Source organism: Reinekea sp. G2M2-21 (assembly GCF_015687175.1).
Classification (GTDB): Bacteria; Pseudomonadota; Gammaproteobacteria; order Pseudomonadales; family Natronospirillaceae; genus Reinekea.
This window is the reverse complement of the sequence record NZ_JADPQG010000001.1, coordinates 386,344-402,040: the sequence shown is the minus strand read 5'-3', so window position 1 is coordinate 402,040 and position 15,697 is coordinate 386,344. Positions and strand designations below refer to the sequence as shown.

16 protein-coding genes are annotated in these 15,697 nt (G+C 50.5%); 9 read left to right on the top strand and 7 right to left on the bottom strand.

The genetic code is table 11. The features are described 5' to 3' along the window. Positions 1 to 87: 87 nt before the first annotated feature. Genes IYN85_RS01785 through IYN85_RS01775 form a run of 3 tightly spaced genes read left to right on the top strand, consistent with a single transcriptional unit; the run spans position 88 to position 3,139 of the window. Positions 88 to 1,779, top strand: coding sequence for a VWA domain-containing protein (locus tag IYN85_RS01785; protein ID WP_196157139.1), 1,692 nt, complete (start codon positions 88 to 90; stop codon positions 1,777 to 1,779). Positions 1,780 to 1,797: 18 nt separating this feature from the next. Then, the gene (locus IYN85_RS01780; protein WP_196157138.1) at positions 1,798 to 2,409 is read left to right on the top strand and encodes an RNA polymerase sigma factor; all 612 of its coding nucleotides are present in this window, start codon (positions 1,798 to 1,800) and stop codon (positions 2,407 to 2,409) included. Further along, the gene (locus IYN85_RS01775; RefSeq protein ID WP_196157137.1) at positions 2,399 to 3,139 is read left to right on the top strand and encodes a hypothetical protein; all 741 of its coding nucleotides are present in this window, start codon (positions 2,399 to 2,401) and stop codon (positions 3,137 to 3,139) included. The genes IYN85_RS01780 and IYN85_RS01775 overlap by 11 nt, the downstream gene beginning before the upstream one ends. On the opposite strand, the gene IYN85_RS01770 is transcribed toward IYN85_RS01775, so the two are convergent. Both IYN85_RS01770 and IYN85_RS01765 read right to left on the bottom strand, forming a co-directional pair. Beyond that, positions 3,133 to 3,591 (bottom strand): YbjN domain-containing protein, encoded by a 459-nt coding sequence (locus IYN85_RS01770; RefSeq protein ID WP_196157136.1) that lies wholly within the window; start codon positions 3,589 to 3,591, stop codon positions 3,133 to 3,135. The two genes, IYN85_RS01775 and IYN85_RS01770, sit on opposite strands and share 7 nt — an antisense overlap. A gap of 77 nt (positions 3,592 to 3,668) precedes the next feature. After that, complete coding sequence (locus IYN85_RS01765; protein WP_196157135.1) at positions 3,669 to 4,130, bottom strand: Lrp/AsnC family transcriptional regulator; 462 nt, start codon at positions 4,128 to 4,130, stop codon at positions 3,669 to 3,671. Positions 4,131 to 4,280: 150 nt separating this feature from the next. Between IYN85_RS01765 and IYN85_RS01760 the strand changes: the two genes are divergently transcribed. Genes IYN85_RS01760 through IYN85_RS01750 form a run of 3 tightly spaced genes read left to right on the top strand, consistent with a single transcriptional unit; the run spans position 4,281 to position 7,309 of the window. Continuing rightward, positions 4,281 to 5,201, top strand: a complete 921-nt coding sequence (locus IYN85_RS01760; RefSeq protein ID WP_196157134.1) for a DMT family transporter — start codon at positions 4,281 to 4,283, stop codon at positions 5,199 to 5,201. A gap of 16 nt (positions 5,202 to 5,217) precedes the next feature. After that, positions 5,218 to 6,402: an amino acid aminotransferase gene (locus IYN85_RS01755; RefSeq protein WP_196157133.1), complete on the top strand. Its 1,185-nt coding sequence runs from the start codon at positions 5,218 to 5,220 to the stop codon at positions 6,400 to 6,402. Then, complete coding sequence (locus IYN85_RS01750; RefSeq protein WP_196157132.1) at positions 6,389 to 7,309, top strand: hypothetical protein; 921 nt, start codon at positions 6,389 to 6,391, stop codon at positions 7,307 to 7,309. Before IYN85_RS01755 ends, IYN85_RS01750 begins: the two co-directional genes overlap by 14 nt. A gap of 64 nt (positions 7,310 to 7,373) precedes the next feature. Here the strand turns inward: IYN85_RS01750 and IYN85_RS01745 are convergent, their stop codons facing one another. The 5 genes from IYN85_RS01745 to IYN85_RS01725 all read right to left on the bottom strand — a co-directional run bounded on the left by IYN85_RS01745 (position 7,374) and on the right by IYN85_RS01725 (position 11,510). Next, positions 7,374 to 7,784 (bottom strand): hypothetical protein, encoded by a 411-nt coding sequence (locus IYN85_RS01745; protein ID WP_196157131.1) that lies wholly within the window; start codon positions 7,782 to 7,784, stop codon positions 7,374 to 7,376. A gap of 10 nt (positions 7,785 to 7,794) precedes the next feature. Continuing rightward, the gene (gene hisI / locus IYN85_RS01740; RefSeq protein ID WP_196157130.1) at positions 7,795 to 8,217 is read right to left on the bottom strand and encodes a phosphoribosyl-AMP cyclohydrolase; all 423 of its coding nucleotides are present in this window, start codon (positions 8,215 to 8,217) and stop codon (positions 7,795 to 7,797) included. A 14-nt stretch (positions 8,218 to 8,231) separates the two neighbouring features. Continuing rightward, on the bottom strand, positions 8,232 to 9,104 hold the full coding sequence (locus IYN85_RS01735) for an AEC family transporter (protein WP_196157129.1): 873 nt from the start codon (positions 9,102 to 9,104) through the stop codon (positions 8,232 to 8,234). Between the two features lie 612 nt (positions 9,105 to 9,716). Beyond that, complete coding sequence (locus IYN85_RS01730) at positions 9,717 to 10,310, bottom strand: DUF998 domain-containing protein (protein WP_196157128.1); 594 nt, start codon at positions 10,308 to 10,310, stop codon at positions 9,717 to 9,719. 21 nt (positions 10,311 to 10,331) lie between these two features. Next, positions 10,332 to 11,510, bottom strand: coding sequence for an aminotransferase class I/II-fold pyridoxal phosphate-dependent enzyme (locus tag IYN85_RS01725; RefSeq protein ID WP_196157127.1), 1,179 nt, complete (start codon positions 11,508 to 11,510; stop codon positions 10,332 to 10,334). 61 nt (positions 11,511 to 11,571) lie between these two features. On the opposite strand from IYN85_RS01725, the gene gluQRS reads away from it, so the two are divergent. The 3 genes from gluQRS to IYN85_RS01710 are packed head-to-tail and all read left to right on the top strand — an operon-like array spanning position 11,572 to position 15,644. Further along, positions 11,572 to 12,447, top strand: coding sequence for a tRNA glutamyl-Q(34) synthetase GluQRS (gene gluQRS / locus IYN85_RS01720; protein WP_370592139.1), 876 nt, complete (start codon positions 11,572 to 11,574; stop codon positions 12,445 to 12,447). 30 nt (positions 12,448 to 12,477) lie between these two features. Further along, positions 12,478 to 14,073 (top strand): sensor histidine kinase, encoded by a 1,596-nt coding sequence (locus IYN85_RS01715; protein WP_196157126.1) that lies wholly within the window; start codon positions 12,478 to 12,480, stop codon positions 14,071 to 14,073. A 26-nt stretch (positions 14,074 to 14,099) separates the two neighbouring features. Next, positions 14,100 to 15,644, top strand: coding sequence for a DUF3369 domain-containing protein (locus IYN85_RS01710; RefSeq protein WP_196157125.1), 1,545 nt, complete (start codon positions 14,100 to 14,102; stop codon positions 15,642 to 15,644). Positions 15,645 to 15,697 lie beyond the last annotated feature (53 nt).

Below are 15,697 nucleotides of genomic sequence, written 5' to 3'. Positions count from 1 at the left end.
GGTATCAGCAAAAAAATAAAAAAAGTTTTACCCCTTTTCTGATGCTCAGGCGTTTAAGTGATACACCCACTACTGTTGGATACAATCATGATGAAATTAACCACTTCCAGTTTGTTCGCTGCCGTGCTGCTGGTCAGCTGCGGGGCGCAGTCTCCAATCGAGTCAGATTCCACAAAACAAGTCACTCAGGTGACACCGGCGCCGATTGCAGAAGAAGTGCAAATGGATCTGATGGTCAGTGACGCTGAATACGCATCCAGCCCTGCCCCCATGGTGCAGGAGTCAATGGCGTCATCAGCTCTGGCAAAGACAGCGCCCACTGGTCAACGCGCTGCGAACATCATTTTACCCACCCAGCCTGTACTCCCGGTAGACGAAAACCGGGAAAACTACGCCGATACCGTCATATCTAAAATCCAACAGGTATTGGTTAACCCGGTCAGCACCTTCTCAACCGATGTCGACACGGCAAGTTACACCAACGCCAGACGTTATTTAATGGGTGGGCAGTTGCCACCTGCTGATGCTGTTCGAGTAGAAGAATTCATAAATTACTTTGACTATCAGCTGGCTTCGCCGGAGTCGATCGACGAACCGATCGGTATTGAAACCGAACTGATGCCAACCCCGTGGAATGAAAACACGCAACTCATGCGCGTCTCCTTGCAGGCCTACCGCTCAAACATGGATGATCTGCCACCGTTAAACCTGGTGTTCCTGCTTGACGTCTCCGGCTCGATGAATGCAGCCGACAAACTGCCTCTGATGCAGCGCAGTTTCAATTTATTGGTGAATCAGCTTCGACCGCAAGACCACGTTGCCATTGCAGTTTATGCGGGTGACTCCGGGGTCGTATTGGAGCCCACCAGCGGTGATCAAAAAGCACAGATCATGAACGCCATCAACAACCTGCGCGCAGGTGGCAGCACTCACGGCAGCGCGGGCATTCATCTTGCCTATCAACTGGCGCAACAGAATTTTAAAACCGACAGCATCAACCGGGTTATTCTGGGTACGGACGGTGATTTTAATGTCGGCACCACGAACCTTGATGCTCTGAAAGACCTGATTGAAAACAAACGTGATACCGGGGTTTTCCTCAACGTCTTGGGCTTTGGCACTGGAAACTACAACGACTACCTGATGGAAGAGCTGTCCAATCATGGCAATGGCAGTGCTTATTACATCGACAGTTTTCAGGAAGCCCGAAAAATTTTCGCTGAGCAACTCACCTCAACGCTACAAACAGTGGCCAAGGATGTGAAGATTCAGGTCGAGTTCAACCCCGCGCAGGTGGCTGAGTATCGTTTGATCGGTTACGACAACCGTTTACTCGAACGTGAAGACTTTAACAACGACAAGATCGACGCCGGAGAAATGGGCGCTGGCCACACGGTTACCGCGTTGTATGAAATTGTGACCACAGACAGTGAATTTCGTTTTACCGATCCGCTGCGCTATCAAGACACAGCTTCGGCGACAAAGAGCAACAGTCAGGAACTGGCGTTCGTGAAAGTGCGATACAAAAAGCCCAATGAACAGCACAGCCAACTGATGAGCATTCCGGTCACTCGGTTGCACAACAAGACCGCTTCAAATGCCATGTTACTGGCGAGCGCTGTCGCAGGGTTCGCCGAGCATTTGCGCAACAGTCCTTACCTGGCTGATTGGACTTACCCACCTTCGCAGAAGGCGATTGAACAGAGCTTGGCGGAAGACCGTTGGGGATACCGCCAGGAACTGCTACAGTTGGTGAAAAACGCGCAAGCGATAGAATAACCGCCTCAGGAATACCCGTTGACACTCATCAGCCAGATACAACGTTGGTGGCAAGATCGATCAGATGAATCGTTCTACCACCAACTCAGCGACGAACAACTGCTGGTTCAATACCAGACTCAGTGTACCCAAGCGGCGTTATCGATTTTGATACAGCGGCACAGCGATGCGCTGTACCATTTTCTGCTGACGCTGTCGGATGCGCATCTGGCTGAAGATATTTGTCAGGCCACCTGGCTCAAATTAGTGGAGCGACCTGACCGATTTCAGACCAACCAGGCACAGTTCCGCACCTGGTTGTTCACCACTGGTCGTCATGCGCTTATTGATGAACTGAGGCGACTGAACCGTTGGCAATGGGCATCACTGGATGAGCTTACCGAGCAAGACAACGAAGACTGGAACGAACACCTGACCTTCGCCACACACCCGGACATTCAGGCCAAATTTGATGACGCTTTAGTGCAAATGCCCTTTGCGCAAAGAGAAGCTCTGATGCTGCAATTGGATGGTTTTTCATTGGCTGATATTGCCGTCATCACTCAGGAAAAACAGGAGACGATCAAAAGTCGTTTACGTTTTGCTCGCCATTATTTAAAAAAAACATTAGAGGTGACATATGAATCCTAATGATCAAACGTCACTGAATCGTTTGTACGAACAGCGAAAGCAGCAACACAAAGCGCCCGAGCATTTGCACGCTTCACTATTGAGTCGCGCACCGAAAAAACCTCACCGTTCGCGTTGGACCCTAGCATTGCCAGGCATTGCGGTCTCTTTGCTGGTCGTTATGATTGTCTGGCCTGCGCGGCAGCCAAATGAACTGATGCTGACCTCGATGTCATCGGATGCCATGTCAGAAAGTGCTCTCTACGAGGAAGTCCCCAGTCCTGTTGCCACGCAAATGGCGAAAACGGCGCCGGAAGTAACGGTAAACAAAAGTCGTGAGGCTGGTGTTACGCAATCAACCTTCGCAAGTCAGCCCAGCGAAACCGGTGTTGTGGCACAAGCAGAGACAGCCGAACGCGGTGCCGTCGCCAAACCAGCGGCTGCCCCGGTAAAGGTGCCGTTGATGGCTGAAGAAGCTGACGTCAATGCAGACATGTTGGCGGATGACGAGCAGATCGCCTCGATCCCGATGACCGACAGCCTTGCCATGAACAAGACTGCGGAAAAAGAGGAGACGCTCTGGCTGCAAGTCGTTGATGGTCAAACCGGTTCGTTCAAAAACTGCGCAGGCGAACCGCTGCTATTGGACGTCGAAACTGACTTTAAGCCGGGGGTTTGGGTACAGGCACATCAGGCTAAACAGGGCGAGTGGTTGTTTGAAGCACTGGAAGCATCTCCCTGTGCTCAGTGAAGCTGATCGTCAAAGTCCGTGAAGTAATCGTCGTCTTCCAGCAATAACACTTCCATGTCAGTCAGGTGTTTGTAGACCGCATCCATTTCACTGAGCAACTGCTTCAGCCAGTCCTGAAACATCGGCTCTGACAGATGCGCAATGGGCAAGGCATGCGTCAATAACAGCCTCGGGACATCGTGATCCGCCATGGCGATCATCACTTTCAACAAGCTGTAATCGTAATTCATGAAATGCACGGCGCCCTGCAAAGGCAAAACGGCCGAAGGGCGGATAGCGATCTCCACCAATAAAGACACCCGGTCCTTTTCAACAAAACAACGCGCTTCCAGGACAGCTTCTTTGGCTTCCCAGCCGTGCAGGTGTATACCTTCACAATCCGGGCAGACATAGGCTTCGTGTTGCAATTGTTCGATCCAGGCTTGGATGGTGTCTCGGTCTAGCGTTGACATATAAGGTTCGTACGGTAATGAAATTGGCGGCGATTGTAACGCCGCCAAACGGCTATTGCACTGTTCCGTGATGATTCTTATCCCGGATCGATGACACTTTGCTCCTTCACTGTACGGATCGCAAAGGAACTGTCGATTTGTGCCACCATGGCTAAACCTTGTAACCGTTTAACCCATCGTTCATATTCGCCCAAGTCCCGCACGACAACCTGCATAAGATAGTCAAACGCTCCCGACACGATATGACAGCTAACCACTTCGGCCATGGTCAAAACAGCGTGCTCAAATTGATCGACCCATTGCTCCTGATGCTGGCTCAACCGTACATGCACGAAGATGGTCATCTGAAAACCCAATTTGCGCCGGTCTACCCGGGCGTGAATACCCGTAATAAAGCCCTTTTCTTCCAGAGCACGGACGCGACGAGCGCAGGGTGACGCAGACAGGCCAACTTTTTCACCCAGCTGGGCCACCGTCAGCCGCGCATCTTTTTGCATCAGACGCAGCAGCTGCTTATCGATACGATCCAAATCCACCATCAAACCCCACTAAAGCAACAACAATTATCAAAAAAATACAAAAATTTAACAATCTATACTAAATACATGGCTTACAAAGCCACAGTTTAGCACTAGACACAACACCATCACGACTAGAATGTTGCCTCCAAAGACCTTGAGGCAGCACACATGAGTGAACAGATATCTCCTTTTCTGGTGAAACCTTTACCACAAGGCACACGCCAGCGCCTGATAGGCTGGACTGCTGCGGTAATGACGGTTGTTATCTGGTCCAGCTACTTTCTATCCCTTCGCGCTGGCGCCCTGTCGGGGCTGAGCAAAGAAGAATTGCTGCTCATGCGCTATGCCGCGCCGGGTCTGTTGCTGGTGCCGGTGTTTGTCCGTGCCCTTCCCGCTTATCGCTACACACCCTGGCTTTATCTGCTTGGAATCAGCCTAGGGAGCGGCGTCGGCTTTTTTCTGTTGTCCGCCATGGGGATGGCGCGAGCGAATGTCATGCAGGGCAGCACACTCATTCCAGGCGCTGCGCCGTTGTTTGTGACGTTACTCGCGGTGACTCTGTTCAAGCAGACACTGCCGCAGCAAAGACTGCTGGGTCTCGGCTTTGTTCTCGCCGGAGTACTTACCCTGGTCTTTAGCGCCATGACCCAATTCAATACCCAGCTGATTGAAGGCCAGTTGCTGTTGCTGGGGTGTGCATTGATGTGGGCAATTTTTACGGTCAGTGTCAGACAAGCCGATTTACAGCCTTTACAGGTAGCGGCATTGGTCACGGTTCCTAATGGCACCATCATCGGAATCTGGGTTTTGCTCAGTGGTGACCTGACCCTGAGTGCTCATCTTTCGACCGGTTTTTTGCTGACACAATTATTGGTACAGGGGATTCTGGTTGGCATTCTGTCAGGTTGGTTTTACGCCACCGCCATTCGCCGGCTGGGTGCAGAGAATACATCAGCTATCGGCTCTATGACGCCGGTGATTGCTTCTGTATTCGCTTTCCTAATATTGCAGGAATCACTCGAATTCATATCGCTGTTAGGGTTATGCTTAACCTCCTTCGGCGTATATAAATCCGCTCGCGCACAATAAAACCACTGGAGCCAACATGTTTGAACAAATTGCTGCCCCAAAAGGCGATCCGATCCTGTCTTTGATTACTGAATACCGCAATGACCCCCGTAGCGACAAAATTGACCTGGGTATCGGTGTTTACCGCAATGATGAAGGCATTACACCGATCATGAAAGCCGTCAGCGCAGCTGAGAAATTATTGTTGGCGCAAGAATCAACCAAAGCATATCAGGGTCTGACCGGGGACGAACTGTTCAACGAAGCGCTGCAGAACCTGCTGTTGGGAACGACCAGCGCATTGGGCCGCACCACAACCCTGCAAACACCTGGTGCCAGTGGGGCGTTACGCAATTTGGCCGACCTTATTGCCGCTACCAAGCCGGACAGCACGGTTTGGATCAGCAACCCGAGCTACATAAACCATCGCCCGATCATGCTCAGAGCCGGTTTAAAGGTCGAGGAATATCCCTATCTGGACCCGAAAACCAAGCTCGTTAATGAAGCCGCGATGTTAGCCAAAATAGCGGAACTCGGCGCGGATGACATATTGCTGCTGCATGGCTGCTGCCATAACCCCAGCGGCGCCGACATCAGCCTGGAAGCCTGGCAGCAGATCGCCGCACTGGCCAACAAAAATGGCTTCTTACCCTTTGTGGATATTGCCTATCAAGGGCTGGGTAACGGTCTTGAAGAAGACGCCAAAGGCATGCAGTTATTGGTTGATCAGGTCCCGGAGATGATTATCTCCACGTCTTGTTCCAAAAACTTTGGTCTATACCGTGAGCGCACCGGTGCCGCGATGATTGTGTCCAACAGTATTGAACAAGCAACCAATGCGCGGGCCAAAATGTGTGAACTATCACGTGGTTCCTATTCCATGCCGCCGGCACACGGTGCCGCCATTGTACGCACCATTCTCAACGATGCAGAACTCAACGCCCTTTGGCGTCAGGAACTGGATGAAATGAACCAACGCGTTAATGGGTTACGACAAGCATTGGTCAACGAGTTCCAAACGCTCAGCCAAAGCGACCGCTTCAATTACTTTGCACAACACAAAGGGATGTTTTCTCTAACCGGATTGAGTGACGACATGATCGCGCAGCTAAAAAGTGAATTCGGTATTTATATCGTGGGCGGCGGACGAGTCAACATTGCCGGCCTGAAGGAATCTGAGGTGACAACGCTGGCGCAGGCGTTTATCCATGTGGGCGCCTAACCAGCTGAACAAACGCCACTGGTCGCTGCTACTTCTGCTGCCCGTGGTGTCCCTGTTTTTTATTGGCGGACCCGATGGGCTCGCCATGCCATGGTTGCGTTACGCCTGGAACATGGGACATATCGTATTTTTTGCAACCGCTACCGTCGTGTACAGCCAGTTTCGACCGTTCAAGTCGACCCTGCAGGTGTTCAGTTATCTGGCCGTTGTGCTCGTTTTCAGTTTTTTCATTGAAGGCGTACAGCGTGTCATTGGCCGCAGCATGAGCGCGATGGATATTTTGCGTAATCTGGTGGGTTGTGCTCTGGCACTTTGGTTTGTGGCGCGCGCACACTTGCACATTTCCACCATCAGTTTTTTAGGTTTTGTGCTGATTGTCGATTTAGGCGGCTTTGCCATGGCCGGTTACACCGACTATCTGCAGCAAAACCGCAAACCGATTATTGAAGACTTCGAATCCGAATTTTCCGTCGCGCGGTGGGAAGGTAACCTGGCCACTTCCGAAGAACATGTATTGCAGGGTCGTTTCAGCGGGCGCGCTGATTTTGAGCCAGGGAATTACGCAACACTCATGCTGACGCCGACTTTGCTGGACTGGAGCGGTTATCGCAAGCTGGAAATGAATCTGTTTAATCCGACATCGGCTGAATTAACCATTACGATTCGTATTCACGACAAACAACATGGGAAGTACGGTGGAGGCTTTAATGATCGTTTCAATCAATCACTAATGCTCACTCCAGGTTGGAATAACTTCGTTTTTTCGATAGACGACATTATTCACGCGCCAAAAAACCGGACGATGGATGTCGAAAACATGTTCGCGTTGGGAATCTTTTTCAGCCAATTGCAACAATATCAAACACTGTATTTGGATCAATTCCAGTTAATCGACGCCATGCCATAACCGTTCAGGGCGATTAAAGTCGCCCTGAACGTCTCCTAAACGATCGTCCCTTCGCCAGACGGCATCAACTGATCAGTAGTACCAGAATCAGTACCGCGTATACCACGGCAACCGTGGGGCGACATGCCTGCTTAAGATATTCCACGAACAAACCGGTACCGGAGGGTCTGAGTCGCTCAAATTCGCGGTTGAACTGAAACGCTTGGGCGGTACTGGGTGACTCTGCGTCGGTGCCCAGTGCAGCTTCCAGGACCAGCAGACGCTGCTCAATACGGCTCTGATAGGTTTTCCAGATGCCGTCCAATAACCAGATGACCGACAGAGTGACCAAACTCAACAGAAAGTCGATCATTAAAGCTAACATCGCAATCAGAGCAGCAATGGCAAACAATTTAATGATCAACGACATCCGTTCATAGGCATCATATTGTGCTTGGTGCAGCAACCATTCCTGTTGCAGATTTTCTCGTAACATTCCCTGTTCCTTATGGTTTTTCCGTCAATCCGGAGTTTACGTCGTTCAATACTGTCGCTTCATTCGCATCCAATTCAAAGAAAAAGCAACTGCGTCGGTTGGTATGGCAGGCAGGTCCCTTTTGATCGACCAGCAACAGCAACGTATCACCGTCGCAATCGGCGCGCATGGAAACTAATTTCTGCTGATGCCCGGAGCTTTCGCCTTTGCGCCAGTAAGTTTGCCTTGAGCGAGACCAATAACACACCTGACCTGTTGCCAATGTTTCTTGAATGGATTGGTCATTCATCCAGGCCATCATCAAGACTTCGCCGGTATTGTGTTGCTGTGCGATAGCGGGAATCAGTCCATCGGCATTGAAAACCAATTGGCCAACAAAACGGTCGGCCTCGATTCGGGTTTGCGCGGGAGCTTGCTCCCATTGCTTGAACATAAGCGGGTTGCCTTTTACAGAATGAGAAAAAGAATCGCCGGTATGATAAAGATACTGCCCGCGTTGGCAAACATTACAATCGAGGCAACCTTATCAGGCTCCTGCTGATATCGCTCCGCCACCAAATAATTCAGTACCGCCGGCGGGAGCGCGGCAAAGATCCAGGCCATTTTCATTTGAGTGTCGGGCAAGGGTATCGACAATAAAAAAGGAGCCGCCGCAATCAGTCCCAGCAGAGGCGACAAAATGGCGCCCATCACGCCCAACCGCCACCCGTGGAAGTCCAGGTCCACCAAACGAACCCCCAAGGCAAACAACATCAGCGGTACGGCAATATCACCTAACAGTTCAAAGCCAGTCACCAACCAATGTGGCAACTGCAGGTGCAATAGCGAAATACCCAAACCGGCAAAGGTCGCCAACATCATTGGCTGTTTCAGAAAACCCAGAAAGTGGTCTTTGGGTCTGAGTATCCAGATGCCAACACTGAAGTGCAGCGTGTTTTCAACAATAAACATCATCAATATGGCCGGCAGCGCATCCTCACCAAAGGTCAATAGCAACAGCGGAATACCCAGATTACCGCTGTTTTTGAACATCATAGGGGGCGCCAGTGTTTTCCATTGCACCTTTAGTAATTTGAACAGTAATCCGGACAACAACCCGGGAATCAGCGTAATCATGGCCACAATGAACAACAGGTTTTTATATTCGGCAATATTGATTTGCTGCCCGGCAAAGACCGCCAGAATGAGAAACGGCACAAACACGTCGATGTTGGTGGTGTTAGCCGCTTCCATGTTTGGTTTTTTAAATCTGGCGTAGAGATATCCCACTAAAATGACAAAGATAATCGGGGCGACAATGCCAAAAATTCGAGCAACCATGAACCATCTCACTGTGAAATTTCAGCGATCATACCGAAAAAATAAGGTTAAATTGCCTGGCTACGACGAAAGCATGGCTTGTGTCCTGAATAAGAAGTTCGCATGAATTCAGCGTGCCATTCAAGGTCTATAGCTAGGGCAGCTGTGATTAATTCAAATCACCTCAGTCCTATCAGATCGAAGGATGAGCGAGGCGTGTGTTGCAGGGAATGGCGAGTCCTTTTCAAAACACACAACAAAGCTCAGTCATCGAACTGAAGAACCCGGAGGGCGGGTCTGAAATGGCAAATTTCGTTGTTAAGTCCTTTGCCAAGATAATGAATATTGCCTGCAGAACTTGCCTCGAAATTTGATCATTTCTTCACCCGCTGAGGTAGATAGAAATTATTCAGAGCTGCCCTAGGCGTGTCTCGCTGTCAATGATCATTCCATTAACAAGAGACAAAACGACGGTAGAGAGCTTGAATGTCGCGCCCGCAGGGAGCGAATGGAAAACACTATTACGGCGTTGCTCTTCTTGAAAAGATCTCGATATTCTCTACGAAGAGCGCCTTGTACTAGCGCTTCCCATTCGCTCTGAAACTATACGAACTTTCGACTCAGGACACTAGCTTAAATGGATCGCCCCACCTTCGCCTGCTCAAGCTGACGAAGATTGAGCCACCACAACAGACAGAACAACGCATCATAGAGGCGCTGCCAGAGTCCGGGTGCGACGTGCACAAACAGGGTGTCCACCTGCATCAGGCCGAAAACACTGACCAAGCCCCAGGCCACTCCGCGCAACAACGGCCGATCCTCTGCCCGTATGATAGACACCGACCACACCGCCGGACCGGCATACAACAACCAGACCAGTGAACTGTGCACCATCTGGTTCAGGGAACCGGTTGGTGGGCAGCCGGCATCGCAGGGAAACACCATACTCAACAGGTAACTCGCGGCAAAAGCAATGCTGCCATATCGCAGCCACGGCGACAGTTTTTCCGGCTCAACGGCGCGACGGGTGGCATCGACCGTACCCATCCAAAAAATGCCGATCAAGACAAACAAACCGTTGCTGAAACTCTGATACTGAGCCTCTATTTCATTCAAGCGGCTGATGTAATCCAAACTGGTGAGCTGAGTATCCAGCAACGTCAACAGTGCCACGCAGATAAGGGTTAAACCCATGGCCAGAGAAGACAGTATTTTTGCGCTGTTCATGGTGATTTCTTGCCTCTGCTGCTAGCGGTTATCGGTGGCGTGTGTCAGGGTCAGATAAGTCTTCAGGCGATCGACGGCAACCTTAAGCCGTTCGACGTCCACGGTGTAGGCAATGCGCACACTGGTGCGCGGACAAGGACCGCCAAAGTCAATTCCCGGCGTCATTGCCACACCGGTTTCGGTTAAAACATCCGCACAGAAGGCAACCGAATCCTGGCTGTATCTGGAAATATCAACATACAGGTAAAACGCACCGTCGGGGTTAGCCATGACCTCCAGACCCAAAGTAGGTAATACTTCGACTAAATAATCTCGACGTTGCTGAAGCTCATCCCGCCGGGCAAAACACTGTTGTTCAACACCCTCTTCGAAACCGGCCAAAGCCGCCCGTTGCGCTATCGTGGGTGATGACAAATACAAGTTCTGGGCAATTCGTTCACAGGCATCCACGGCCGAATCGGGCGCAACCAACCACCCTAAGCGCCAGCCGGTCATCCCGTAAAACTTGGAAAACGACTGAATAACCCAAGCTTGATCATCAACCTGTAAGACGGAAGGTGCCAGGCCACCAAAGGTTAGGCCGTGATAGATTTCATCGGCAAACAAATGGATGCCACGGGCTTTGCAAAAGTCAGCTACCCGCTGCCATTGCTGCAATGACATGACCGACCCCAAAGGATTACTGGGCGAGGCAATCAACAGACCTTTCGACCGTTTTGAAACCGCAGCGGCAAGGTTTTCCATGGACAATGCCATCTTATGGTTTGGGTCCAAAAAGACCGGCACACCGACTGCATTCACCATCGCCAGTAGATTGCCGTTACACGGATACCCAGGTTCCGGCAACAACACTTCATCACCCGGGTTCAGCGTAGCCAGAAAGGCGACTTGCAAGGCAGCTGACCCACCGGGGGTGACAATGATTCGTTCGGGATTAATGTCCAGTTGATGCCAGCGCTGATACCGTTCCGCAATTTTTTGTTTCAACGCCGCAATGCCTGTGCTCGATGTGTAAGTCTGAGCCTCATGCTGCAAGCTGTGTTGAGCGGTCTTGACAATGGCCGACGGCGACTCAAAATCCGGCTCGCCAACGAACAGACGAATCACGTCTCTGCCTTGACGCTCTAATGCCTCCACCTGTTTCAGTACCTGGATCACATAAAATGGCGTAATGGTCTGGGTACGGCTGGCCAATTGCATACGGTTTCCTTCCAATGTAAAACTGATAGACTCATAGTAACTAACATCAGACCTAATTACAGTGACGACGTATCGCGGACGATTTGCACCAACGCCCAGTGGCCCCTTACATTTTGGTTCGCTGTTTGCCGCGGTGGTCAGCTTTCTGGACGCCCGAGCCGCCGAAGGACACTGGTTAGTGCGTATTGAAGACATCGACCCACCCCGGGAACAACCCGGTGCCGCAACCAGCATTCTAAGCACCCTTGAAAAACATGGTCTGTTCTGGGATGAATCCGTTACTTACCAAAGTCAGAACAGCGAACGTTATCAATCTTATTTAACCAAACTCACCGAACTTGAGCGGCTGTTCTGGTGTACCTGCAGCCGAAAGGACTTGGCGGGCCATAAGCTGTATCCGGGTCATTGTCGTCATCGATTACAACCGGTCGCGAACAGCGCGATACGTCTGCGCATCGACCGCGACGACGATCGTTTTAACGATCTCTTTCAAGGCATGCAACACAGCCGCCCACGCGATGAGCTGGGCGATGTTATTTTGCGTCGGCGTGACAATCTCTTCGCGTACCAGCTGGCAGTCGTCTGCGACGACATAGAACAAAACGTGACGCACGTGATCCGGGGTATCGATTTATTGGAATCGACCTATTGGCAACGCGAACTATACCGGGTATTGAATGCACAACCGCCCACCTATGGTCACTTTGCCGTCATCCACTCAACCGGCTCTGAACAAAAATTAAGCAAACAAAATTTGGCGCCGGCGGTTGACGATACGCAGCCACAACAAAACCTGCAGCAGGTATTCCGGTTGCTCAACATCCACGTAGAGCGCGATGCACCAGAGGCTATGCTACAACAAGCCATTAAACAGTGGCGTCGACCAATATTAATTGATAAACAAATACTGCACTGCCCTGTTTTTCAGCTAGACTGATGCATAAGTTAACGATTCGTTACATAACCTATGTTTGGACTCAATACGCATTTGACCCGCCGGTTGATGGTTTACATCACCAGCAGTGTCTTTGCGGCTATTTTACTGACGATTGCTACACAATATCTGGCTTTACAGCCCATATTGGAGCGAACACGTGCCCGTAATGTGGATGCAGCGATCGAAAACCTGGTTAATTTGGTATCGCAATCACTCTGGGTCTTTAATGAGGAAGCGGCCCGAGACTCAGCGCGCGCGATACTGCGGGATCAGTTCATTTCGGGCATCCTGGTCAATGACCATGCGGGGTTGTTCGAATTCCGAGCCGGGGACCTGGCTCAGACCGAACATCGAAACCCACAACTGTCCAACATCTTCCGCCGCGAAGAAAACGATGCTCTGACCGTTGTTGTACCATTAATCGTCAAATCCGAAGGCGAAGATGGCCGAGACTTCAATATCGGTTCGCTACAGATACGCAGTGACAATCAACTGATTAAAGATCAGGTCAATGAACTCACCAAGGTCACTCTCACCACCAGCGTATTCACCATCTTCGCACTGCAGATTCTCATCTATCTGTTGGTGCGCTCCACGGTAGCAAAACCGCTCGAACTGGTAACCCAGCATGTGCAGAAGTACGCCACCAACATGGACCGTGACGCTAATATCGATTTACCCGAATTGAGCAGCCGTGAAGATGAAATCGGGCGGCTGTTTGAAACCTTTAACTTGCAGCGTTACAGCCTGATTGAACGCGACCAGTCGTTAACGGAATATCGTGAACGCCTCGAGCAAACGGTGTCTGAGCGCACGGCTGAACTACGCGATACCAACGCCACGTTACTTGAGTCACTCGATCAATTGAAAAAGGCGCAGGCTGAACTCATCCAAAATGAAAAGCTGGTATCCCTGGGCACGTTGGTCAGCGGTATTGCTCATGAGGTCAATACGCCGTTGGGCATCGCCATTACCGCTGCCAGCCATCTCGCGGAAGAAATGCGTATCACCCGCGCGGCATTGGATGAACAAAAGCTCACCAAAAGCGGCTTTGAAAGTTTTCTTGACGAGTGCAATGAAACTGAAGCGCTGCTCACAAACAATCTCAAACGCGCAGCTGAGTTAATACAATCCTTTAAGAAGGTCGCGGTGGATCAGTCCAGTGATCAGGAACGACAAATCAACCTGAAGCAGTATTTGGATGAAATCACCCTGTCACTGAGACCCAGACTGAAACGGACCGGCATCGAAGTCGTCAATGAAATTCCCGCCAATATTGAGTTAACTATCGCACCGGGCGCGGTTGCACAAATATTCACCAATCTCATTATGAATTCCATTATTCACGGCTTCAAAGACAAGCCAGAAGGTGGTCGAATATTGTTCCGCGCTTTACTGGGAGATCATCAAATCGAATTGATTTATGAAGACAATGGCGTGGGAATGGATGAATCCACTCTGAAACGTATTTATGACCCGTTTTTTACCACGCGCCGCTCTGAAGGTGGCAGTGGGTTGGGAATGAACATTGTATATAACTTAGTAACGTCTAAACTAAACGGCTATATAGAAACGACAAGCCAGCCTGGTTATGGGCTCAAAGTAACGATGACGATCAAAACCTAATCCAGCTTGCAATAGGAATACCGCGAATGAGCGATGAACTGATCTTTGCTGATGAAGTACACCCAACGGAACAGGCACCCACCGCTGTACGTCCGTGGAAAATTCTCATTGTCGACGATGACGAAGAAGTTCACAGCATAACCAAATTAGCCTTGCGGAATTTTACTTTTGACGATCGACCCTTAACGTTCCTGCACGCTTACTCAGGCAAGGAAGGTATTGATACGCTGCAACAGAACCCAGATGTGGCAGTCTGTTTGCTCGACGTTGTCATGGAAACCGAACACGCAGGCTTGGATACTGCCAACGCGATTCGCTCTGACCTGAAAAATGGATTTGTGCGCATAGTGCTGCGTACCGGCCAACCCGGACAGGCGCCTGAAGAAACCATTATTGCCGAATACGACATCAACGATTACAAAGAAAAAACCGAACTGACCCGCGGCAAATTGCACACGCTCATTTATTCTTGCCTGCGCAGCTACCGCGATATAATCGCGTTAGATCGATCCCGCCAAGGCTTGGAGCGCATTCTTGAGAGCTCCACGCAACTGCAGCAGAAAACCTACCTGAAAGATTTTGCCAAAGGCATCCTTGAACAAATTACAGCCATTTTGTCGCCCGAGGAAGACGCCTTTTACGCTAAAAACGACGGTGTAGCGGCGTTCGAGCATTCAGGAGAACTGAAGGTCATCGCCGGCACCGGTGAATTTGCCGACAAAGAATCTGAAAATGCCTATCAGATTATCCCAGCTGAGTGTCGGGAAATCATTGACGACGAAGAGCCAGGCTTCAAAAGTAAAATGACTTCCGCAGGCTTTATCTGTATGTATCGATCCAGTGAAGAACACACCGGATTGCTATTCATGCGGGAATTGAAAACACGCAATGAGCTGGAAAACCATTTGTTGCAGATGTTCTGCCGCAACGCACTGACTGCATTTGAAAACATCTCGCTGCGCACGTTACTCGAAGAAAGTCAGCGTGAAATTGTTTACCTACTCGGCGACGCTGTCGAGCATCGATCCAAGGAGACGGGGTATCACCTGAAGCGAGTATCGGAAATCAGCTTTGTCCTGGCCACCAAGTGCGGGTTATCGCAGGAAACCGCCCGATCAATCCGCGAAGCCGCTCCATTGCACGACCTCGGAAAAATAGCCATACCCGACTCCATTCTCAACAAACCGGCGAAGCTGGATGCCGAGGAATGGGAGGTGATGAAGAGTCACTCAGAAGTCGGCTATGAGATGTTGCATTCTTCGGACAAACCGCTCCTGAAACTCGGTGCGGAGATTGCCAGGGATCATCATGAACGTTGGGATGGCACTGGCTACCCCGCAGGTAAAAAAGGTGATGAAATCGGTATTGCTGGTCGAATAACCGCGATTGCCGATGTGTTCGATGCTTTATGCTCCCGTCGCGTCTATAAATCACCGTGGGACATGAAACGGGTTGAAGAATATTTCCAATTACAGCGTGGATTGCATTTTGATCCCGACCTGGTTGACCTGCTCTTCGAACATTTGGATGAATTTATTGAGATTCAGCAAAACTACCCAGACCCAGAATAATATCTGCCGCCAATACCGGGCAACGCGACTGCGTTGCCCCAGCTGGCTCAATC